This is a genomic window from Pseudomonas sp. 58 R 3 (genome assembly GCF_900006605.1).
In the GTDB taxonomy this organism is placed as follows: Bacteria; Pseudomonadota; Gammaproteobacteria; order Pseudomonadales; family Pseudomonadaceae; genus Aquipseudomonas; species Aquipseudomonas salomonii.
This window is the reverse complement of record NZ_CVTT01000085.1, coordinates 1-20,884: the sequence shown is the minus strand read 5'-3', so window position 1 is coordinate 20,884 and position 20,884 is coordinate 1. Positions and strand designations below refer to the sequence as shown.

Here is a 20,884-nt window from a genome sequence, read left to right as displayed (position 1 = left end):
AATCCGTACGTAATAGCACGATACGGTCTACTTTGGGTTGTCCGTTTGTGCTGGGTCAGTGACTTTGAAGCGCAGCACACCGATGACTTGCCCATCCTCCGTCAGCACCTGCACCTGCCAGCGGCCCACGGCGTCGGCCGGGAAGTTCTGCTTGTGGGTCCAGGCGCGATAGCCTTCCTTGCGCCCGCCATGGATATCCAGGGCGATACGGTCGACCTCCTGGCCGTTGTATTTCCACACATGGAAGATCCGCTCATCCAGCCCGCGTGGCGCGTTGATCGCGGTGTAGGCGTACAGCCCGCCGCTGCGCAGTTGGGCGGCGGTGACTTCCTTGAGATCATCGCCTGGTGTGCGGTCTTGCAACTGGGTGCTGATCGCCACTTCGGTCATCCACAAGGTGGCCGGCGGCACCCAACTGCGCAGGAACCAGCCGGCGCAACCAATGGCGGCCGTCACCCCGAGCAGCATCACCCAGCCCCTGATGCTGCGCAGCGGCAGGCTCACGGCCAGGCTCGGGATCGACAATGCCATGGCCACGCCAAGCGCCAACTTGTAACTCTCGGCGGTGGTGAGGTGCAGGATGATCGGCAGTGCGGTGAGCAGTGCCGCGAACAAGGTCAGGGTGTGCAGCGCCAGGAACAGCGAGCGCTTGGGTGCCAGCCACTTGTAGTACAGCGGGTCGGTGATCGACACCAGCGCCGCCGCGCCGAGCAGGCCGGTGAACACCGACTGGCCGCTGTTCCAGGCAGTGGTGACGAAAAAGAACGGCAATACGAAGAACAGGCTTTCCTGATGGATCATCTGGGTCGCGTAGCGCAGCAGCGGCTCGGGGATTTCGCGCTTGAAGACTTTGGCGAACAGCTGGGTAAAGCTGTTTTCCAGCATCAACCACAGCCAGCTCACCAGCATGATCACCGCAATCCAACTGGCCATGCCCTGCTGGCGATCCACCAGGATGAAGCTGCACACACCCGAGATAAAACCGCCGAGTGCAATCACCCCTGGATAGCGCTTGATCAGTTCGATAATGCGCTGGATAAGGGGCGGTAGATTTGGCATTGGCGGTTCACAATTGGTGTAGGAAAAATCTCAGACAGAATAACGTCTTAGCCCTGTGTTCGGTGCGTCATTACGTGATCCGTTTGCGATAAAGACGCACGCCGATCAACACACTGGCGATCAGCGCGAACAGGCCGGCACCGATCCAGCTCAGGGCGTCATAGCTCAGCAGCGGTTTTTCGACGCGCCAGTAGCCCTTCTGGTTAAACACCTCGCGCATGGCCTGGTTGGTTTGCGCCAGGTTGACGGCCTTGATGCGCTTGGTCGGGTCGCTGATATGGCCATCGGCATAGTCGCCGGCAGCGCTCCAGTAATAGTCGGCCAGCGCGCTGTTGCCCTGCACTGCCCAGGCTTGGCGCGCAATAGCGGCTTGCTGCAAGCGGTTGAAGACCGCCGGGTCGAGGCCGTCCTTGAGCAGTTGCGCCGTGAGGTCCTGCAACACCTGTTCGGCTTCAGGAAGATTGTCGCGCTCAAGGTCGGCATTCAGGCTGAGGAAGCCGACGCCGCCGAGCACTTCGCGCTCACTCCATGGGCCGTAGGACAAACCGTGCTTGAGGCGCAGCTCACGGTACAGCGCCCAGTCGAGGTAGTCCTTGAGCAAATCGTAGGTTTCATCGTGTTGATCGTCCAATACCGGTTCGGGGAACAGCCAGTGCAGTTTGGCGCTGTCACCGACCCAGCCGTGGATAAGGTCGCGATGGCTGGCGGCGGTGTGCTGGATGTCCGGCAGCGGTCGATGCTCGGAGGGTTCGACCGGATCAAGTTGACCGTACGTGCGTTCCAGGTACGCCGGCAGCAGTTTGTCGAGGTCGCCGACGATGATCAGTGTCATGTTGTTGGGGGCGTACCAATGCGTGCGCAGGGTTTGCAACTGGTCGCGGGTCAGCTGGCTGACTTCGGCACGCTCGGCGCATTTTAGCCCCAGTTCGACGGCTAATTGGTTGCTGGCGGTGTGGCCCAGGTCCTGGCGGTCGAGCAAGCGTTGCAGGTGCGAGTAATGGCCGCCGTCTTCGCGCTCGACCACTTTTTTGGCCGCATTGATGTTCGCGTCGGTCAGTTCGGTGCGGGTGAGGATCGCCAGCAACAGGTCCAGCACCTTGCGCTGGTTCTGCGCGGGTGCCTCGATCACAAAGGTGGTGTCGGCATTGCTGGTGTAGGCGTTCCATTCGCCGCCGAGGGCTTGCATGCGGTCTTCAAGGTCGCCTTCACCACCGCCGTCGATGCCGCTGAACAGCAAGTGTTCGAGCAGGTGCGGCAGTTCTTTTTCGTCGCAGGGAAAGTCATCCAGGCCGACGCCCACCACCAGGCGGATCGCCACGTGCCCACGCTCGGTGCCCGGCTTGAGCAGCAATTGCAGGCCGTTGGGCAAGGTGTAGCCTTCGACTTGCAGGCGGTCGAAGGCAAAGGTGTGTGCCGAGCCCATGAGCAGGCAGGCAAGTAACAGGCGACGCATAACAAGCTTCCTGGCGGGTGAGGTCCATTGTTAACTGACTTCACGGGCCATCGTACGTTCAGGGCGAATGAGTGATGTCGGCAATATCTTCGGCGGAGAGCGCGCCGGTGTCTGAAGTTTCCAACACTACATAAGCACTGCTGCAAAACAACGAGTTCAGGCGTTTCATGTCGGCAATCAGCTCCAGGTGCAGGGAACTGGTCTCCAGGCTCTGTACGATTTTGCGCTGCAAACGGCTGACGTGGGCGTGGGCCAGACGACGCTCCTGAGCGCGGAAACGGCGCTTTTCGCGCAGCAGTTGGCGGGCGCTTTCCGGGTCGGCACTGAGGAACACCGACAGGCCCAGACGCAGGTTGGCAATCAACTGGCTGTGCAAACCGGTGAGTTCTTCCAGGCCGACTTCGGAGAACTGCCGGCGCTGTGAGGTTTTTTGCTGCTGGACTTTGCGCAGCATGCGCTCGATCAGGTCGCCGGCCAGCTTGAGGTTGATCGACAGCTCGATGATCTCGGCCCAGCGGCGGCTGTCCTGTTCACTCAGGTCTTCGCGGGGCATTTGCGCCAGGTAAAGCTTGATCGCGCTGTAGAGGGCCTCGACGTCGTCGCTGAGGCTGCGCATTTCCTGGGTGATCGCGGTTTGCTTGCCGCGCAGCACTTCGAGCATGGCGGTGAGCATGTTGTCGATCAGGTCGCCCAGGCGCAGGGTTTCACGGGCCGCGTTGGCCAGCGCCAGGCTTGGGGTGGCGAGCGAGGCCAGGTCCAGGTGACGGGGCCTGGCTTTGCCGTTGGTTTCCTGTTGCTCCGGCAGCAACCAGGCGCACAGGCGCGCCATTGGCCCGATGGTCGGCAGCAGGATCAGGCAGCGCGTGGTGTTGTAGAGCACATGGAAGGTGATGACCATGCCTTGGGCGCTGTAGTCCAAACCATCCATCCAGCGTACGAGCGGGTCCAGCACCGGAATAATCAGCAACAGGCCGATCAGTTTGTACAACAAGCTGCCCAGCGCGACCTGTCGGCCGGCGGCGTTCTGCATGTTGGTGCTGAGGAAGGCCAGCACGCCGCTGCCGATGTTGGCGCCGATCACCAGGCCGATGGCCACGTGCAGGCCGATCACACCGGCGCCGGCCAGGGTGGCGGTCAGCAGTACGGCGGCCAGGCTGGAGTAGGAAATCATCGCAAACAGAGCGCCGACCAAGGCATCCAGCAGAATATCGCCGGTCAGCGAGGCAAAGATAACTTTGACGCCTTGGGCATGTGTAATCGGCCCGGCGGCTTCGACGATCAGTTGCAGGGCCAGAATGATCAGGCCCAGGCCGATACCGACGCGGCCCATCTGCCCTGCCCGCGTTTGTTTGCGCGACAGGAAGAAAATCACCCCAAGAAAAATCAGCAGTGGCGACAGCCAGGACAGGTCGAAGGTCAGTACCCGCGCCATCAATGCCGTACCGACGTCGGCACCGAGCATGGTCGCCAGCGCCGGCGTAAGGCCCATCAAGCCCTGGCCGACAAACGACGTCACCAGCATCGCCGTGGCGTTGCTGCTCTGGACCATGGCCGTCACCAGGATACCGGCGATAAACGCCAGCCAGCGCTTGGACATGTTCTGCCCGATGACTTGGCGCAAGTTGGAACCGTAGACCCGCAAGATGCCGGTACGGACGATGTGCGTGCCCCAGATAAGCAGGGTCACGGCGGAAAGCAGATTGAGCAAGGTCAGCATGCTCGGCCCCCCGTGTGGGTGTGCTCCAGAAAGAGCAAATGAGAATTGCCGCGTGCCGTTCTACGTCTTGTACTTAAGCTGTAGTTGGCGAATGGGCTCTGCGCCAGCATCGCATAGCTAAAGTGGGGATTGAAACAAAACTGTCATGAAGATCGTTCCCACGCTCTGCGTGGGAATGCATCCCGCGACGCTCTGCGTCGCTTTGAGGGCGGACGCGGAGCGTCCTGAGGCGGCATTCCCACGCGGCGCGTGGGAACGATCAACAACGATCATCAGCAGCGGGTCAGGTTTATTGACCCGGAATGTCCTTGCGCAGTTTCACAGGATCCTGCTGTTTCTTCTTTTTCGCGATGGCGGTACGCATCTTGATGTTCACCGCTTCTACTGCCAGCGAGAACGCCATGGCGAAGTAGACGTAGCCTTTTGGCACATGCACGTCGAAGGATTCAGCGATCAGCACCGTACCCACCACCAGCAGGAACGACAGCGCCAGCATCTTCAGCGACGGGTGCTTGTCGATGAATTCACTGATGGTGCCCGCAGCCAGCATCATCACCAGTACGGCTACCACGATCGCAGCGACCATGACTGGCACATGGGAAACCATGCCGACCGCAGTGATCACCGAGTCCAGGGAGAACACGATGTCGATGATCGCGATCTGGATGATGGTGTAGATGAACTTGCCACCCTTGCCGCCCGGCTCGTCGTGGGTTTCGTCTTCACCTTCGAGTGCGTGGTACATCTCCTGGGAGCTTTTCCACAGCAGAAACAGGCCACCGAAGAACAGAATCAGGTCGCGACCGGAAATGCCCTGGCCGAAGACCACGAACAGGTCCGCAGTGAGTTGCATGACCCAGGTGATCGACAGCAGCAACAGGATTCGCGTGACCATGGCCAGGGCCAGGCCGAAGATCCGGGTGCGCGCCTGCATATGCTTGGGCATGCGGCTGACCAGGATCGAAATCATGATGATGTTATCGATGCCCAGGACGATCTCGAGAGCCGTCAGGGTGAAGAAGGCAATCCAGATTTCCGGATTGGTCAGCCATTCCATGTGTATTCCTTTGAGCAAATGTGAAACCGCGCAAGCTGCAGCGCCGCGCGGTCAGGTCGTTACGATTATAGAGTGCTGAACAGCGGAAAAATCCCCATCAGCAAAGCGGCGAACATTATGCACAGGCACACCAGCACTGCCCACTTGAGGGTAAAGCGTTGGTGATCGCCAAATTCGATCCCGGCCAGGGCCACCAGCAGGTAAGTCGATGGTACCAGCGGGCTGAGCAAATGTACGGGTTGGCCAACGATGGACGCACGGGCCATTTCCACGGCGGTGATACCGTAATGGCTGGCCGCTTCGGCGAGCACAGGCAGTACGCCGTAGTAGAACGCGTCGTTGGACATGAAGAAGGTAAACGGCATGCTTACCAGCGCGGTGATCACTGCGAGGTACGGGCCCAGCGCTTCCGGGATAACCGCCAGCAAGCTCTTGGACATTGCATCAACCATGCCGGTACCGGACAGAATGCCGGTGAAGATGCCCGCGGCGAAGATGAGCCCGACGACTGCCAGCACGCTGCCGGCGTGGGCGGCGACGCGGTCTTTCTGCTGTTGCAGGCACGGGTAGTTGACGATCATCGCGATACTGAACGCCACCATGAACAGCACTGGCAGCGGCAACAGGCCGGCAATCAGGGTGCACATCAGCGCGAAGGTCAGTGCGCCGTTGAACCAGATCAGCTTGGGGCGACGGGCGTCCGGGAATTGCGACACGCTGATCTCGCTGTGATCGATCTCGTCGCCCTGCAGGTGCAGTTCACCCAGGCGGGCACGTTCGCGTTTGCCGTACATATAGGCAATCACCAGGATCGCCACTACGCCGACAGCCATGGCCGGGATCATCGGTACGAAAATATCCGAAGGGTCTACATGCAGCGCACTGGCGGCACGGGCCGTCGGGCCGCCCCATGGCGTCATGTTCATCACACCACCGGCGAGGATGATCAGGCCGGCCATGATCCGCGGGCTCATGCCGATGCGCTGGTACAGCGGCAGCATGGCGGCCACGCAGATCATGTAAGTGGTGGCGCCGTCACCGTCCAGAGACACCACCAGGGCCAGCACGGCGGTACCGACCGAAACTTTCAGCGGGTCGCCCTTGACCATCTTGAGGATCTTGCGCACGGCCGGGTCGAACAGGCCGGAGTCGATCATCAGGGCAAAGTAGAGAATGGCGAACATCAGCATCACGCCGGTCGGCGCAAGCTTGGTGATGCCCGCAAGCATCATCGGTCCGATCTCGGGTGCAAAGCCGCCGAACAGGGCGAACAGGATCGGCACAATGATCAAGGCAATCAGCGCGGACAGGCGCTTGGTCATGATCAGGTACATGAACGTGATGACCATGGCAAAGCCAAGGAAAGTCAGCATAGGAATACTCCAGGCGTAGCGCGGCTAGGGAATGGCGAACCGGGTTGGGGTCAGCGCAGTACGAAAGGCACGTGGCGTACGAATGGAGTTGGAGCGAACAGGCGGGTAGTAGCGGACATCAGGGGTCACCATTGTTGTTGTTTACAGCCGGTCTGTTGCCGGCAGTGGGGGCGATCCTAGACGGGGAAGCTTTCAGCCAGCTTTCGCTGTGTAAGTCAGATGATGGAAGGCTTGTAGGAATTTTGATTAAGGTGACTCAGGGCAGCTCCAAACCGCCCGAGGCTTTGTGCAAGGCCCGCAGGTGTTCGCCCATCTGCTTGAGGTTGGCTTCGCAGGCGGCAATCTCGTCGGCGCGTGCAGGGTCCAGCAACGCCCTCACCTCTTTATCCAGATCGCCGGTCAAGGACTGCAGCTGTTTCTGGCGCTCGGCACTTTCCGATTCCAGGCGTTTGGCTTCCGACGGTTGCGGCAGGCCGTAGCCGCCGCTATCGAGCAATTCCGCCGGGCGGCTGAGGAAGCCGCTGTTGGCGAGGATCTGTTGCAGGGTGTTGTTGGCTCTTTCCATGCCGCCGTTTTTCAGCTCACGGGCATTGAGGTAGCGTTGCTTGACTTCGTCCTGGGCCAGCATCAGTTGTTTGCGATAGCTGGCTTGTTCCAGCAGCAGCAGTGCGGCGCTGGTGCGCAGGTCGGCCTGGGTGAACCACTGGCGGCGTTCTGCGGCACTGAGGGCGAGCCAGTCTTCGACTTGGGTCTGCTTGATCGGCAGATGTTTGCGCAGCACGTCGAACATCGCCTGGTAGCGCTCGCGGAACGAGTCGAAGTGATAACCCAGGCGCAAGGCTTCACGCTTGTCATTGAGTACGCTGGTGTCAGCCAGGCCGCGGGCGCTGAGCACCTCGAGCAGGCCGTTGGGGGTGATGTTGTCCAGGCTGGTCAATTGCGGGTTGGCGCTGCCGCTGCGTAATAGCTTGAGGCTCTCCACCGCGCAGTTGTTGGAGATGAAGAAGTAATTACCGTCGTAGCTCCAGTGCATTTCGGCGGCATGTTCGACGGTGTCGTTGATTTCCTGGCGGGTGAGCTTGAGCGGTACCGAGGCCAGGCCGCGCAGTTCAGTCTTGGTGTATTCGTCGATCACCTGCGCCAGCGGCAGCACAAACAAGCGTGATGGATACTTGCCCACCAGTCCATCCCAGCTTGAGAGCTGTACGTCACCGACGAAAGCGCGGTAAGACAACACCAAGTGCTGGTCCAGGTCCAATCGGCAATCCGGGCCACGCGGGCGGCCGGGTGCGCAGATCACCAGGCGCAACATGCTGTGGCCCCAGCGGCTCACCAGGTTCTGGTTGGCTTCGGCCAACAGGTAGTCGATTTCATACACGCGCTCCGGGTCGATCTGGCCCAGCGGCGTTTTGGCGAAGTCATTGCCGGCGTTCAGGAACGCGTAGGTTTTGGCGCAGGTGTCCTGTTCGGGCGGTGCCCAGCCGAAGTGTTCCTTGTAATAACGAAACAGCGCGGGGCGACGGCAGGCGTAGCTCGGGTCGAGGAGGAAATACTCCATATTGACCGCCACAAACTCCAGCGGGCTGGTGGTTTCGTAGATGTCCGGGCTGCGGGCGACCTGGTGGTTGTGTTGCTCGCGCTCGCCGCGACGGCCCACGTATTGGGGCCAGCCGGCAATGTCCAGCAAGCGCGGGTCGTCACTCAAGGTGAAGCGACGGTCGTTCTGGCCACGGCATTGATCGGGCAGGCCGATCAGACCGGTGATGTTGTTCTGGCGGCTGCAGCGTTGGATCAGGCGGCGCTCGTCTGTGGACCACAGGCGCGCACGGTCATAGATGTGGGTCAGTTCATGCAGCACGGTAGCGAGCATTTCGCGGCGCACAGTGCCATGGGGGCGGTTGGTCTTTTGGGTGGCGGCGCTGCCGTCGGTGAGGCTGGCGAGCAGGTTCTGGTTCAGGTCCAGTTCGGACACCAGGGAGGCCTGGCCATAGGCGTTTTCAGGCATCTTGTCGGTCCAGCCGACATCAATGCGCCGATCCAGCTGCTCGATAAAGCGCGGCGGCAAAGCGCGCATCGCTTCATCAAGCAACGCCTGGCTGGCCTGCTGTTCGGCCGGGCTCAAGCCATCGGTCTTGAGCCGCAGTTGCAGGCTGGCCTGGGCTGCGCCTGCACAAAGCAGCACAGTCCCGGCCAGTAGCCAGGCGAACAGGCGCCTCACAGAGCGAGGATAGCTTCGGCGAGGGTCTGGTCACTGGCGTCGCGGGCTTCCGGTACGCGGGTGCGCAGGGTATCGAAGGCTGCTTCCAACTGTGCGCCGCGGATTTCGCCGTTGGAGGCGACGAAGCTGGCAGCGTCATCGTGGGCTTCGCGCACGATTTTGGAGTCGCGGATGGAAGTGGTGGTGTCCGAAGTGAAATCAATGGTACGCGCCGAGGCACGCACGATGATGTTACTGGTGGCTTTCAGGGTTTGCGCGTGGGCGACATCGGCCAACAACAGCAGGCCCAGAGCGGCAGCGATCAGCGGGCTACGCATGGAATGACTCCGAAATACAAAGGTAGAAATATACGATGATTATTGGACGAGAATTGCCTGCGCCAGTTCAAGGTCGCTGACATGAAGTTTTGGCTGGGTTCGGCGCAAGTACTCCAGCGCAGATTCCAGACGAGCTCCCCGCCATTGGCCGTCAGTGGCGATAAAAGCGGCAGCGTCATCCTGGGCGGCCAGTACCAATTTTCTGTCAAAGGGCGCCGACGTCACCTTGCTGGTGGCGTAGGCACTGATGACGGTGCTCTGGATGGACACGTCAAAGGCCGAAGCCAAGGGTGACCAGCAGGCGGAAACCAACACGGGAACAATCAACAGGCGGTATGTAAAAGCCATGGGACTCGACAACTGAAAGCGAGCGCCAAGGCTAGCGCAACGCCCGGGCGAGAGCCAGCGCTGACACATTTGGTAGCGGCTGGCGTGCCCTGGCGTCTACCGGTTTATCAGATGGCCAGAATTGCCTGGGCCAGTTGAGCGTCGGTCGCGGTGTTCAGTTGTGGGGCCTGTTGGCGAATCTGGGCCAGGGCGCTTTCCAGTTTCACGCCACGAATGGCGCCTTCGCTGGCCACAAAGCTGGCGGCGTCGTCACGGGCAGCTTGTACGACTTTGTTGTCACGCAGGGACGACGTGGCGTCGGAGCTGGCATCGGAAGTGGCTTTGAGCGCGCCGACAATCGAGTCGGTGGTCACGATAAAGCTGCTCGCGTTGGCGTTGGCGGCCAGGGCCAACAGGGTGGCAGCACTCAGCAGGCGAAGACGGGACATGGAATAACTCCTGTAGAAGATCAAATAAAGCGGCGCAATGCGGCCACTGTGAAACCGACATTGTTGCGGATTAAGCATCAGACGTCTGTTCTACAAGGTTCGCCACGTAATAAGGGGATCTTAAGCTGCCGCTATCCGTTCGGAAAGCCTCTATCTGTCTAGTCGCGCCAGAAAGGTTTGGACAGCTCGGCAGTACGGTCGCCGTGGCTGATGCCGGCATCGGCCAATTCACGTGGGTCAAGTTGCGCAAGTTGTCGGCGCTCATGGGCCTGCCGCGCCCATCTGCCGAGCGCGCGAGCCATTCGAATGATCAACTGTTTGTGGTGCGAGGTTTGCGTGCTCATGACGACGGCCTTCCATGAAGTCTTGGAACACCATCTTGGGCGGCCAGCTTTTACCAATACAGATACAACAAAGTTAAATTGTACCGATTAACTGTTGTGATATTTAAACTGTACTGGTGTTTGCGTGTGCCCTCTGTTTTAGTCGTGTAAAGTCTGAACTCCGGAAACAACAAAGCCCGCCTCCGGTTTCCCGGGGCGGGCTTTGTTTTGTTAAATCAGGGTGCTGGCGGTGGACCCGGCGGGTCAGGGCCAGCGGGCGCCAATTAGCGCCAGAACGGCTTGCTCAGCTCTTCGTAGCGTTGAGCTTCGCTGATACCGGCGTCAGCCAGCAGACGCGAATCCAGGCGAGCCAGTTGGTGACGGCTGGAGATGCGGCGCTGCCACAACATCAGGTTGGCGAGAACGCGCAAAGGCATGGAAGCCTGGGTGTTTACAGCTTTTTCTTCGAAGAACAGATCGGAACTGAGTGTACGTTCCATGATGACATCCTTCCGCTTGTGGCGGGATTAGGTAGTGGTTTAACTGATGCCAATGATCCTCCTCCGGCGCAAGACTCTCTAGATACAGTTCACCTGTATTGTGAGGGGCCAGTTAACTGTTTATCGCGGCTGTACTGTACGGAATTGGGGCAACTGTACCTGTCTGCACTTAATTAGTGCGAAATAGGTATTTTCGACATGGGGCGTAGGATAATTCGGTAGGAAATGACCGGTACAGCAGTACAGTTTTTTCAAAAAGTGCGGCTGCGGTCACCGAGCTGAGCAAACTGTGTTTGCATCAGCCCGGATCTGTATCAATCAAGCCTTGAGCATATGCCCGGTTTCTTCCAGGTTGATGTGCCAACTCAGTGCTTCGCGCAGGATGTGCGGAGTATGCCCGCCGATCGCGCAGGCAGCGTCGAAGTAACTGTTCAGCGCATCGCGGTAAGCCGGGTGCACGCAGTTGTCGATGATCACCCGTGCCCGCTCACGTGGCGCCAGGCCACGCAGGTCAGCGAGGCCAACCTCTGTCACCAGGATGTCCACGTCATGCTCGGTGTGGTCCACATGGCTGACCATCGGCACTACGCTGGAAATCGCGCCGCCCTTGGCAATCGACTTGGTGACAAAAATCGCCAGGTGCGCATTGCGCGCGAAATCCCCGGAGCCGCCAATCCCGTTCATCATCCGCGTGCCGCAGACGTGGGTGGAGTTGACGTTGCCGTAGATATCGAATTCAAGCGCGGTGTTGATACCGATAATGCCCAGGCGCCGAACCACTTCAGGGTGGTTGGAGATTTCCTGCGGGCGCAGCACCAGCTTGTCCTTGTAGTGTTCCAGGTTGCCGAACACGTCGGCGTTGCGTCGTTCCGACAAGGTAATCGAACTGCCCGAAGCAAAGCTCAGCTTGCCCGCGTCGATCAGGTCGAAGGTCGAGTCCTGCAGCACTTCCGAATACATGGTCAGGTCTTCGAATGGCGACTCGATCAAGCCGCACATCACCGCGTTGGCGATGTTGCCGATCCCGGCCTGCAGCGGGCCGAGCTTGTTGGTCATGCGCCCGGCGTCGACTTCCTGCTTGAGGAAGTTGATCAGATGGTTGGCGATGCCTTGGGTGTCGGCGTCCGGTGGTGTCACGGTTGAGGCGGAGTCGGCCTGATTGGTGATCACGATGGCGACGATTTTCTCCGGCGGGATCGGAATCGCGGTGCTGCCGATGCGATCGTCGACCTTCACCAGCGGGATCGGTGTGCGCGTCGGCCGGTAGGTCGGGATATAGATGTCGTGCAGCCCTTCCAGGTTCGGGTTGTGCGCGAGGTTGATCTCAACAATCACTTGTTTGGCGAAAATCGCGAAGCTGGCCGAGTTGCCCACAGAGGTGGTGGGCACGATGTGTCCTTGTTCGGTGATCGCAACGGCTTCGATCACGGCGATGTCCGGCAACTTGAGTTGGTTGTTGCGCAGTTGCTCGACGGTTTCCGAGAGGTGCTGGTCGATAAACATCACTTGGCCTGCGTTGATCGCCTTGCGCAGGGTGCTGTCGACCTGAAACGGCATACGGCGCGACAACACGCCGGCTTCGGTCAGTTGCTTGTCCAGGTCATTGCCCAGGCTGGCGCCGGTCATCAGGGTGATTTTCAGCGGCGAAGTCTTGGCGCGTTCGGCCAGGGCGTGGGGGACGGCCTTGGCTTCACCGGCACGGGTGAAGCCGCTCATGCCGACGGTCATGCCGTCCTCGATCAGTGCAGCGGCGTCTGCCGCGCTCATGACCTTGTTCAACAACGAAGGCAAGCGGATACGATCACGGTACATGAAGTGTTATCTCAGGCTACGGAAGCAAGGTGGGCAGTGTAGTGATTTCAAAAAATTTCGGCCCGCTACCATGGTCGAATGCCAGGCAGCGATTTAGAGCCTTTGGTCGGGTTTCAGGTGTGTGCAAAGCGGAACGCAGAGCATTCCCGGATGCATTCCCACGCAGAGCTTGGGAACCATAAAAAAACCCCAGCCTACTGGAGGCCAGGGTTTCGGGTATTGCGCTGGCGCAGTGTTATTCGACGGCTTTGACCATGTCTTCGATGACCTTCTTGGCATCACCGAAGACCATCATGGTCTTGTCCAGGTAGAACAACTCGTTATCCAAGCCGGCATAGCCGCTGGCCATCGAGCGCTTGTTGACGATGATGGTCTTGGCCTTGAACGCCTCAAGAATCGGCATACCGGCAATCGGCGAGTTCGGGTCGTTCTTGGCGGCCGGGTTGACCACATCGTTGGCACCCAACACCAGCACCACGTCGGCCTGGCCGAACTCGGAGTTGATGTCTTCCATTTCGAACACTTGGTCGTAAGGCACTTCCGCCTCGGCCAGCAGCACGTTCATGTGCCCAGGCATACGGCCCGCTACCGGGTGGATCGCGTACTTCACGGTCACACCGCGGTGGGTCAGCTTCTCGGTCAGCTCTTTAAGGGCGTGTTGAGCCCGAGCGACTGCCAGGCCGTAGCCTGGAACGATGATCACGGTGTCGGCGTTGGTCAGCAGGAACGTGGCGTCGTCCGCCGAACCGGATTTCACCGGGCGTGCTTCTTTGGAGCCAGCCGCTGCGCCGGCATCTGCTGTGTTGCCGAAACCACCGAGCAATACATTAAAGAAGGAGCGGTTCATCGCCTTGCACATGATGTACGACAGAATCGCGCCGCTGGAGCCCACCAGGGAGCCTGCGATGATCAGCATCGAGTTGTTCAGCGAGAAGCCGATACCCGCCGCTGCCCAGCCGGAGTAGCTGTTGAGCATCGAGACAACCACCGGCATGTCGGCGCCGCCGATCGGGATGATGATCAGCACGCCCAGCACGAAAGCCAGTGCCAGCATCAACGCGAACGCAGTGAGGTTGCCGGTGAACATGAACGCCAGGCCCAGGCCAAGGGTTGCCAGGCCGAGCACCAGGTTGAGTTTGTGCTGACCACCGAACTGTACCGGTGCGCCCTGGAACAGGCGAAACTTGTATTTGCCCGAGAGCTTGCCGAACGCAATCACCGAACCGGAGAAGGTAATTGCACCGATGGCCGCGCCGAGGAACAACTCCAGGCGGTTGCCCGCAGGAATCGAGTCGCCCAGCTGTTTGACGATGCCCAGGGATTGCGGCTCGACCACTGCGGCAATCGCGATAAATACCGCCGCCAGGCCGATCATGCTGTGCATGAAGGCAACCAGCTCCGGCATCTTGGTCATTTCTACGCGCTTGGCCATGATCGAACCGGCGGTTCCGCCGATCAGCAGGCCGACGATCACGTAACCGATACCGGCCGTTGCAAGCTCAGCGCCGAGCTTATAGATGAGGCCCACAGTGGTCAGCACCGCCAGCGCCATGCCGAGCATGCCGAACAGGTTGCCGCGTCGCGATGTGGTTGGGTGTGACAGGCCTTTAAGGGCCTGGATAAAACAGATCGACGCGATCAAGTAGAGCGTCGTAACCAAATTCATGCTCATTACTTTGGCGCCTCTTCTTTTACTTTCGGGGCTTTCTTCTTGAACATCTCCAGCATCCTGCGCGTGACCAGGAACCCGCCGAATACGTTAACCGCCGCCAGGGCCACGGCCAGGGTGCCCATGGTCTTGCCCAGTGGGGTCACGGTGAGGGCTGCGGCCAGCATGGCGCCGACAATCACGATTGCGGAGATGGCGTTGGTGACCGCCATCAGTGGCGTGTGCAGTGCGGGCGTGACGTTCCAGACCACGTGGTAACCGACATAAATCGCCAGCACAAAGATGATCAGGTTGTAGATACCGGGGGAGATAAGCTCTTCCATCGTCTGAATCCCTGCTTAGGCGTTTTTGCGGATGACTTGGCCGTCGCGGCACATCAGGCACGCGGCGACGATGTCGTCTTCGAGGTTGATTTCAAACTGCCCTTCCTTGGTGAAGACCAGCTTCAGGAAGTCCAGCAGGTTGCGCGCATATAAAGCAGAAGCATCGGCGGCGACTGCACCGGCCAGGTTGGTCGGGCCGCAAATGGTCACGCCGTTTTCCACGACGACCTGGTCGGCGACGGTCAGCGGGCAGTTGCCACCCTGGGCGGCAGCGAGGTCGATGACCACCGAACCGGGCTTCATTTGTGCGACGGTTTCGGCACTGAGCAAGGTCGGGGCTTTGCGGCCCGGGATCAGCGCAGTGGTGATGACGATGTCCGCTTGTTTGGCGCGTTCATGCACGGCCAGGGCCTGGCGCTGCATCCAGCTCGATGGCATCGGGCGCGCGTAACCGCCGACACCGACCGCGCATTCACGCTCTTCATCGGTTTCGTAGGGCACGTCGACGAACTTGGCGCCGAGGGACTCGATCTGCTCTTTTACGGCAGGGCGCACGTCCGACGCTTCAATCACGGCACCCAGACGTTTCGCCGTGGCGATGGCTTGCAGGCCTGCGACACCCGCGCCGAGGATCAGCACGCGCGCGGCTTTGACGGTGCCCGCGGCAGTCATCAGCATCGGCATGAAGCGTGGGTAGTGATGGGCTGCCAGCAATACGGCTTTATAGCCGGCAATGTTGGCCTGTGACGACAACACGTCAAGGCTCTGGGCCCGCGAGGTGCGTGGGGCTGCTTCGAGCGCGAAGGCGGTGATGCCGCGTTCGGCCAGCTTGCCAATGGTTTCATTGCTGAACGGGTTGAGCATGCCCACCAACACGGTGCCGCTTTTGATCAGCGCCAGTTCGCTGTCGCTGGGGGCAACCACCTTGAGAATCAGCTCGGCGCCAAACGCTTCGCTGGCGCTGCCAATGGTTGCGCCTGCCGTTTCATAGGCACTGTCGACGATGCTGGCGGTAATGCCTGCGCCGCTTTGTACAGTGACCTTATGGCCCTGGCCGATCAGCTTCTTGATGGTTTCCGGGGTGGCAGCCACCCGCGTTTCACCGGTCTGGGTTTCGAGAGGAACACCAATGTGCACGTCAAATCTCCTGCATGATCTTTTTGCTTTTGATCTTTTTGTAAAAAGGCCAGTGCACCGCGAGTGGCGCAGCTGGGGCGGCCGATCAGCACGATCCCACTGAAATGACAGCGGGGCGCGGCATTTTGCAGGCGAACTTTACGGCCTTCAAGGGATTATGACGGGTGACGAAAAATTAACTACAAGTCACCCTGTGACTGATTGTCGCAACAGGACAAAATAACCTCTTTAAATACAGGTGCTTAAAGGGCTGTAGAGAGTTATAGACGGTTTTCCTATCTTCGGCGTGAATGGTCGGGCATTGGCAGGTGATTGTCGCTACAAGCCTTATTGGTCATGGCGTTAAGCTCATTTTGACGCTGAGAGGTACAGTCTTTCAAAACACGACATATAGTTATATCTGTAGGATCTTAATTTATCTGACTACAAGGTCAACAAAGTGGACTTGTCCTTTAAATGCTGGGGTTGTAGCGCTGTGATTGGTCGATAAGCCAGTCTCTAAAAGCGTGCAGCGACGCAGATTCGACTTTTCTCTCGGGAATCATCAGGTAGTAAGCCTTTGTACTGCTCAACGCTTCGGGGCTCGCGATCACCAGATGCTGCTCTTCCAGCTCGCGCTGGATAAGGAAGGGCGGAATCAGTGCAATGCCCATTTCATGCATGGCCGCTTGCGACAACATCGAGAATAGCTCGTAACGAGGGCCTGTCATGTCGCGAGGTATGTTCAGTTGTTGCGCGCTGAACCACTGGCGCCAGGCGTATGGCCGGGTGGTTTGTTGCAGCAGCGGCAGTTGGGCGATTTCTTCCGGGCTGAAGTGTGCACGACTGCCCAGTAAGCGCGGACTGCACACGGGAACAGGGTTTTCGCCCATCAGCCGGTGGGATTCGGTGCCTGACCAATCGGCATCGCCAAAGTAGACGGCGGCGTCGAACTCGGTGTCGGCAAACAAAAAAGGGCGCGTGCGGTTGGTGAGGTTGACCGTGACTTCCGGGTGTTGCTGCTGGAAGTCCTTGAGCCGTGGGATCAGCCATTGGGTGCCGAACGTTGGCACCACTGCCAGCTCGATGACATTCGCGCCCTGCTGCCCCATGACCGACAAGGTATCGCGCTCTACGGCGTCCAGTTGCATGGCAACGCGACGGCTATAAGACAGCCCCGCTTCCGTCAGCTTGACGCCCCGTCGTGAGCGTCGAAATAGCTCGACACTCAAAAACTCCTCAAGGCTGGCGATCTGTCGACAGATGGCGCCTTGGGTGAGTGAAAGCTCGTGTGCCGCCTTGGTAAAGCTCTCGTGGCGGGCCGCCGCTTCAAAACTGACCAGGGCGGTGGTGCTGGGAATTTTTCTGCGCATGTACGTTGTGCTCACTCATAAAGCGCATTTGTGCGCTCTTCGGTCATTACGAAGTGAGAAATTAGCACAACCCTATGCGTAAACCTCGTTTGCCCTCTGCGGCTGCCCGGCCTAGGCTGCATCCACGACTTCTGTTTTCTTCCCCGAGGACTTATTCATGGCTGGCAAGGCAAGCTTCAACTGGATCGATCCACTGTTGCTGGATCAACAGCTCACCGAAGAAGAGCGCATGGTGCGCGACAGCGCTGAGCAATTCGCCCAGGACAAGCTGGCGCCGCGTGTGCTCGAAGCCTTTCGCCATGAAAAGACCGACCCTGCGATCTTTCGCGAGATGGGTGAAACCGGCCTGCTGGGTGCAATGATCCCTGAGCAGTACGGCGGCAGTGGCTTGAGCTATGTCAGCTACGGGCTGATTGCCCGTGAGGTGGAGCGTGTCGACTCCGGCTATCGCTCGATGATGAGTGTGCAGTCCTCACTGGTGATGGTGCCGATCAACGAATTTGGCACCGAGGCGCAAAAGCAGAAGTACCTGCCAAAGCTGGCATCGGGTGAGTGGATCGGCTGTTTCGGCCTGACCGAGCCTGACCACGGTTCCGACCCGGGCGCGATGATTACCCGTGCCCGTAAGGTTGATGGCGGGTACAGCCTGACCGGCGCCAAGATGTGGATCACCAATAGCCCGATCGCCGATGTGTTTGTGGTGTGGGGCAAGGACGACGCGGGCGATATCCGCGGTTTTGTCCTGGAGAAGGGTTGGAAGGGGCTGAGCGCTCCGGCGATTCACGGCAAGGTTGGCCTGCGGGCTTCGATTACCGGTGAGATCGTCATGGATAACGTATTTGTGCCCGAGGAGAACATCTTCCCGGACGTGCGTGGCCTGAAGGGGCCTTTCACTTGTCTGAATTCTGCACGTTATGGCATTTCCTGGGGGGCGTTGGGGGCTGCGGAGTTTTGCTGGCACACCGCTCGCCAATACACCCTGGACCGTCAGCAGTTCGGGCGACCTTTGGCGGCGACCCAGCTGATCCAGAAGAAGCTGGCGGACATGCAGACCGAAATCACCCTGGCCTTGCAAGGCTGTCTGCGTTTGGGGCGCATGAAGGATGAAGGGACGGCGGCGGTTGAGATAACGTCGATCATGAAGCGTAATTCGTGTGGCAAGTCCCTGGATATTGCGCGCATGGCGCGGGACATGCTGGGCGGTAACGGTATCTCGGATGAGTTCGGGGTGGCGCGTCACCTGGTCAACCTTGAGGTGGTCAATACCTACGAGGGCACCCATGACGTACACGCCTTGATTCTTGGGCGCGCGCAGACCGGCCTTCAAGCGTTCTATTAATAGGAGAACGGCATGGGCGCGCTTTCACATCTGCGGGTACTGGATTTGTCACGAGTGTTGGCGGGCCCGTGGTCCGGGCAGATCCTTGCAGACCTTGGGGCTGAGGTGATCAAGGTTGAGCGACCGGGCAATGGCGATGATACGCGGGCGTGGGGGCCGCCCTTCCTTAAAGACGCCTATGGCGAGAATACCAGTGAGGCGGCGTATTACCTGTCAGCCAACCGTAACAAGGAATCGGTGACCATCGACTTCACGCGTCCGGAGGGTCAGAAGCTGGTGCGCGACCTCGCGGCCAAGTCCGACATCCTCATCGAGAACTTCAAGGTGGGTGGTCTGGCGGCCTATGGCCTGGACTATGAATCGCTCAAGGAGATCAATCCAGAGTTGATCTATTGCTCGATCACGGGTTTCGGCCAGACCGGGCCTTATGCGAAGCGTGCAGGCTACGACTTTATGATCCAGGGGCTGGGTGGGCTTATGAGCCTGACCGGTCGGCCCGAGGGTGATGAAGGGGCTGGGCCGGTAAAGGTAGGCGTGGCGTTGACGGATATCCTGACGGGGCTGTACTCGACCGTGGCGATCCTGGCGGCGCTGGCTCACCGGGATCATGACGGCGGTGGGCAGCATATTGATATGGCGTTGCTGGATGTTCAGGTGGCATGCCTGGCCAATCAGGCGATGAATTACCTGACGACGGGTGTCGCGCCCAGGCGCCTGGGCAATGCTCACCCCAATATTGTGCCTTATCAGGACTTTCCCACGGCTGATGGCGACTTCATCCTGACGGTGGGCAATGACGGACAGTTTCGTAAGTTTGCTGAGGTGGCCGGACAGCCGCAGTGGGCGGATGATCCGCGTTTCGCCACTAATAAGGTGCGGGTGGCTAACCGTGCGGAGCTGATTCCGCTGATCCGCCAGGCCACAGTGTTCAAGACGACGGCTGAGTGGGTGTCACAGCTGGAGCAAGTAGGCGTGCCGTGTGGGCCGATCAATGATCTGGCGCAAGTGTTTGCCGACCCGCAGGTCAAGGCGCGTGGGTTGGCGATGGCGTTGCCGCATGCATTGGCGGGGATGGTGCCTCAGGTCGCCAGTCCGATGCGGTTGTCCAAGACGCCGGTGGAATACCGTAATGCGCCTCCTCTATTGGGCGAGCATACGGTGCAGGTGTTGCAGGGGGTGTTGGGGTTGGATTCGTCGAATGTGGCTGCGCTGAAGGCTGCTGGTGTTATCTGAAGTTGCTCTTCTATATAGGCAGACTCATCAATCAGATCGGATTGGTTGTTTTTTGATCGATTCTAACTTATTGATAGATAAGTTAAATTAAGTGTTGACGGCGGATTCTAGAAGTCTATAATTCGCCCCACTTCCGGCGCAGTCGAAACGGAAAACTCCTTGGTAAACAAAGAGTTATGAGGTTTTCGGCAGCAGGTTGCTTCAGTTCATCGAAGCCAGAAGGAAGTTGAAAAAGAGGTGTTGACAGCAGCGTGTAACGCTGTAGAATTCGCCTCCCGCTAACGAGAGATCGTAAGCGCAAGTGGTTGAAGTTGTTGAAGAATTCTTCGAAAACTTCTGAAAATAATCACTTGACAGCAAATGAGGCTGCTGTAGAATGCGCGCCTCGGTTGAGACGAAAGATCTTAACCAGCCGCTCTTTAACAACTGAATCAAGCAATTCGTGTGGGTGCTTGTGGAGTCAGACTGATAGTCAACAAGATTATCAGCATCACAAGTTACTCCGCGAGAAATCAAAGATGTAACCAACGATTGCTGAGCCAAGTTTAGGGTTTCTTAAAAACCCAAAGATGTTTGAACTGAAGAGTTTGATCATGGCTCAGATTGAACGCTGGCGGCAGGCCTAACACATGCAAGTCGAGCGGTAGAGAGAAGCTTGCTTCTCTTGAGAGCGGCGGACGGGTGAGTAAAGCCTAGGAATCTGCCTGGTAGTGGGGGATAACGTTCGGAAACGGACGCTAATACCGCATACGTCCTACGGGAGAAAGCAGGGGACCTTCGGGCCTTGCGCTATCAGATGAGCCTAGGTCGGATTAGCTAGTTGGTGAGGTAATGGCTCACCAAGGCGACGATCCGTAACTGGTCTGAGAGGATGATCAGTCACACTGGAACTGAGACACGGTCCAGACTCCTACGGGAGGCAGCAGTGGGGAATATTGGACAATGGGCGAAAGCCTGATCCAGCCATGCCGCGTGTGTGAAGAAGGTCTTCGGATTGTAAAGCACTTTAAGTTGGGAGGAAGGGCATTAACCTAATACGTTAGTGTTTTGACGTTACCGACAGAATAAGCACCGGCTAACTCTGTGCCAGCAGCCGCGGTAATACAGAGGGTGCAAGCGTTAATCGGAATTACTGGGCGTAAAGCGCGCGTAGGTGGTTTGTTAAGTTGGATGTGAAATCCCCGGGCTCAACCTGGGAACTGCATTCAAAACTGACTGACTAGAGT

The 20,884-nt window shown here is 58.9% G+C and carries 18 protein-coding genes and 1 rRNA gene; 3 read left to right on the top strand and 16 right to left on the bottom strand.

Annotated elements, in window-relative coordinates:
- Positions 1–27: 27 nt before the first annotated feature.
- The 16 genes from BFP92_RS27750 to BFP92_RS27675 form a co-directional block, all read right to left on the bottom strand.
- Complete coding sequence (locus BFP92_RS27750; RefSeq protein ID WP_065931947.1) at positions 28–1,059, bottom strand: DUF5924 family protein; 1,032 nt, start codon at positions 1,057–1,059, stop codon at positions 28–30.
- Between the two features lie 70 nt (positions 1,060–1,129).
- Positions 1,130–2,512: a M16 family metallopeptidase gene (locus BFP92_RS27745; RefSeq protein ID WP_065931946.1), complete on the bottom strand. Its 1,383-nt coding sequence runs from the start codon at positions 2,510–2,512 to the stop codon at positions 1,130–1,132.
- Between the two features lie 58 nt (positions 2,513–2,570).
- Positions 2,571–4,229, bottom strand: a complete 1,659-nt coding sequence (locus BFP92_RS27740) for a Na/Pi cotransporter family protein (protein ID WP_065931945.1) — start codon at positions 4,227–4,229, stop codon at positions 2,571–2,573.
- A 289-nt stretch (positions 4,230–4,518) separates the two neighbouring features.
- Positions 4,519–5,286 carry a TerC family protein gene (locus BFP92_RS27735; RefSeq protein ID WP_017139071.1) on the bottom strand — a complete coding sequence of 256 codons (768 nt, stop codon included), beginning with the start codon at positions 5,284–5,286 and terminating at the stop codon, positions 4,519–4,521.
- A gap of 65 nt (positions 5,287–5,351) precedes the next feature.
- Positions 5,352–6,659, bottom strand: coding sequence for a CitMHS family transporter (locus BFP92_RS27730; RefSeq protein ID WP_017139070.1), 1,308 nt, complete (start codon positions 6,657–6,659; stop codon positions 5,352–5,354).
- A gap of 256 nt (positions 6,660–6,915) precedes the next feature.
- Positions 6,916–8,877 (bottom strand): DUF7844 domain-containing protein, encoded by a 1,962-nt coding sequence (locus BFP92_RS27725; RefSeq protein ID WP_058421921.1) that lies wholly within the window; start codon positions 8,875–8,877, stop codon positions 6,916–6,918.
- Entirely contained in the window at positions 8,874–9,194 is a 321-nt protein-coding gene (locus BFP92_RS27720) for a DUF2388 domain-containing protein (RefSeq protein ID WP_060756468.1), read from the bottom strand. The genes BFP92_RS27725 and BFP92_RS27720 overlap by 4 nt, the downstream gene beginning before the upstream one ends.
- A gap of 39 nt (positions 9,195–9,233) precedes the next feature.
- On the bottom strand, positions 9,234–9,542 hold the full coding sequence (locus BFP92_RS27715) for a DUF2388 domain-containing protein (RefSeq protein WP_065931944.1): 309 nt from the start codon (positions 9,540–9,542) through the stop codon (positions 9,234–9,236).
- Between the two features lie 107 nt (positions 9,543–9,649).
- Positions 9,650–9,970 carry a DUF2388 domain-containing protein gene (locus tag BFP92_RS27710; RefSeq protein WP_056861033.1) on the bottom strand — a complete coding sequence of 107 codons (321 nt, stop codon included), beginning with the start codon at positions 9,968–9,970 and terminating at the stop codon, positions 9,650–9,652.
- A 158-nt stretch (positions 9,971–10,128) separates the two neighbouring features.
- Complete coding sequence (locus BFP92_RS27705; protein ID WP_065931943.1) at positions 10,129–10,314, bottom strand: DUF1127 domain-containing protein; 186 nt, start codon at positions 10,312–10,314, stop codon at positions 10,129–10,131.
- Positions 10,315–10,577: 263 nt separating this feature from the next.
- Positions 10,578–10,793 carry a DUF1127 domain-containing protein gene (locus BFP92_RS27700; protein ID WP_048721398.1) on the bottom strand — a complete coding sequence of 72 codons (216 nt, stop codon included), beginning with the start codon at positions 10,791–10,793 and terminating at the stop codon, positions 10,578–10,580.
- 318 nt (positions 10,794–11,111) lie between these two features.
- Positions 11,112–12,605: an acetyl-CoA hydrolase/transferase family protein gene (locus tag BFP92_RS27695; RefSeq protein ID WP_065931942.1), complete on the bottom strand. Its 1,494-nt coding sequence runs from the start codon at positions 12,603–12,605 to the stop codon at positions 11,112–11,114.
- Positions 12,606–12,840: 235 nt separating this feature from the next.
- The gene (locus BFP92_RS27690; protein ID WP_065931941.1) at positions 12,841–14,277 is read right to left on the bottom strand and encodes an NAD(P)(+) transhydrogenase (Re/Si-specific) subunit beta; all 1,437 of its coding nucleotides are present in this window, start codon (positions 14,275–14,277) and stop codon (positions 12,841–12,843) included.
- Entirely contained in the window at positions 14,277–14,597 is a 321-nt protein-coding gene (locus BFP92_RS27685; RefSeq protein ID WP_003187417.1) for an NAD(P) transhydrogenase subunit alpha part 2, read from the bottom strand. The genes BFP92_RS27690 and BFP92_RS27685 overlap by 1 nt, the downstream gene beginning before the upstream one ends.
- A gap of 15 nt (positions 14,598–14,612) precedes the next feature.
- Positions 14,613–15,734, bottom strand: coding sequence for a Re/Si-specific NAD(P)(+) transhydrogenase subunit alpha (locus tag BFP92_RS27680; RefSeq protein ID WP_065931940.1), 1,122 nt, complete (start codon positions 15,732–15,734; stop codon positions 14,613–14,615).
- Between the two features lie 452 nt (positions 15,735–16,186).
- A complete protein-coding gene (locus BFP92_RS27675) occupies positions 16,187–17,086 on the bottom strand; it encodes a LysR family transcriptional regulator (RefSeq protein WP_065931939.1) in 900 nt (299 codons plus the stop codon).
- Positions 17,087–17,243: 157 nt separating this feature from the next.
- Between BFP92_RS27675 and BFP92_RS27670 the strand changes: the two genes are divergently transcribed.
- The 3 genes from BFP92_RS27670 to BFP92_RS27660 form a co-directional block, all read left to right on the top strand.
- A complete protein-coding gene (locus BFP92_RS27670) occupies positions 17,244–18,425 on the top strand; it encodes an acyl-CoA dehydrogenase (RefSeq protein WP_053127241.1) in 1,182 nt (393 codons plus the stop codon).
- Positions 18,426–18,437: 12 nt separating this feature from the next.
- The gene (locus BFP92_RS27665; RefSeq protein WP_065931938.1) at positions 18,438–19,658 is read left to right on the top strand and encodes a CaiB/BaiF CoA transferase family protein; all 1,221 of its coding nucleotides are present in this window, start codon (positions 18,438–18,440) and stop codon (positions 19,656–19,658) included.
- 575 nt (positions 19,659–20,233) lie between these two features.
- Positions 20,234–20,884 (top strand): 16S ribosomal RNA (locus tag BFP92_RS27660); the annotation flags it as partial.

Bases quoted from the DNA above. Each gene is read 5' to 3' on its own strand.
- BFP92_RS27750 (WP_065931947.1), bottom strand. From the start codon at position 1,059: ATGCCAAATCTACCGCCCCTTATCCAGCGCATTATCGAACTGATCAAG.
- BFP92_RS27745 (WP_065931946.1), bottom strand. From the start codon at position 2,512: ATGCGTCGCCTGTTACTTGCCTGCCTGCTCATGGGCTCGGCACACACC.
- BFP92_RS27740 (WP_065931945.1), bottom strand. From the start codon at position 4,229: ATGCTGACCTTGCTCAATCTGCTTTCCGCCGTGACCCTGCTTATCTGG.
- BFP92_RS27735 (WP_017139071.1), bottom strand. From the start codon at position 5,286: ATGGAATGGCTGACCAATCCGGAAATCTGGATTGCCTTCTTCACCCTG.
- BFP92_RS27730 (WP_017139070.1), bottom strand. From the start codon at position 6,659: ATGCTGACTTTCCTTGGCTTTGCCATGGTCATCACGTTCATGTACCTG.
- BFP92_RS27720 (WP_060756468.1), bottom strand. From the start codon at position 9,194: ATGCGTAGCCCGCTGATCGCTGCCGCTCTGGGCCTGCTGTTGTTGGCC.
- BFP92_RS27715 (WP_065931944.1), bottom strand. From the start codon at position 9,542: ATGGCTTTTACATACCGCCTGTTGATTGTTCCCGTGTTGGTTTCCGCC.
- BFP92_RS27710 (WP_056861033.1), bottom strand. From the start codon at position 9,970: ATGTCCCGTCTTCGCCTGCTGAGTGCTGCCACCCTGTTGGCCCTGGCC.
- BFP92_RS27705 (WP_065931943.1), bottom strand. From the start codon at position 10,314: ATGAGCACGCAAACCTCGCACCACAAACAGTTGATCATTCGAATGGCT.
- BFP92_RS27700 (WP_048721398.1), bottom strand. From the start codon at position 10,793: ATGGAACGTACACTCAGTTCCGATCTGTTCTTCGAAGAAAAAGCTGTA.
- BFP92_RS27695 (WP_065931942.1), bottom strand. From the start codon at position 12,605: ATGTACCGTGATCGTATCCGCTTGCCTTCGTTGTTGAACAAGGTCATG.
- BFP92_RS27690 (WP_065931941.1), bottom strand. From the start codon at position 14,277: ATGAGCATGAATTTGGTTACGACGCTCTACTTGATCGCGTCGATCTGT.
- BFP92_RS27685 (WP_003187417.1), bottom strand. From the start codon at position 14,597: ATGGAAGAGCTTATCTCCCCCGGTATCTACAACCTGATCATCTTTGTG.
- BFP92_RS27675 (WP_065931939.1), bottom strand. From the start codon at position 17,086: ATGCGCAGAAAAATTCCCAGCACCACCGCCCTGGTCAGTTTTGAAGCG.
- BFP92_RS27670 (WP_053127241.1), top strand. From the start codon at position 17,244: ATGGCTGGCAAGGCAAGCTTCAACTGGATCGATCCACTGTTGCTGGAT.
- BFP92_RS27665 (WP_065931938.1), top strand. From the start codon at position 18,438: ATGGGCGCGCTTTCACATCTGCGGGTACTGGATTTGTCACGAGTGTTG.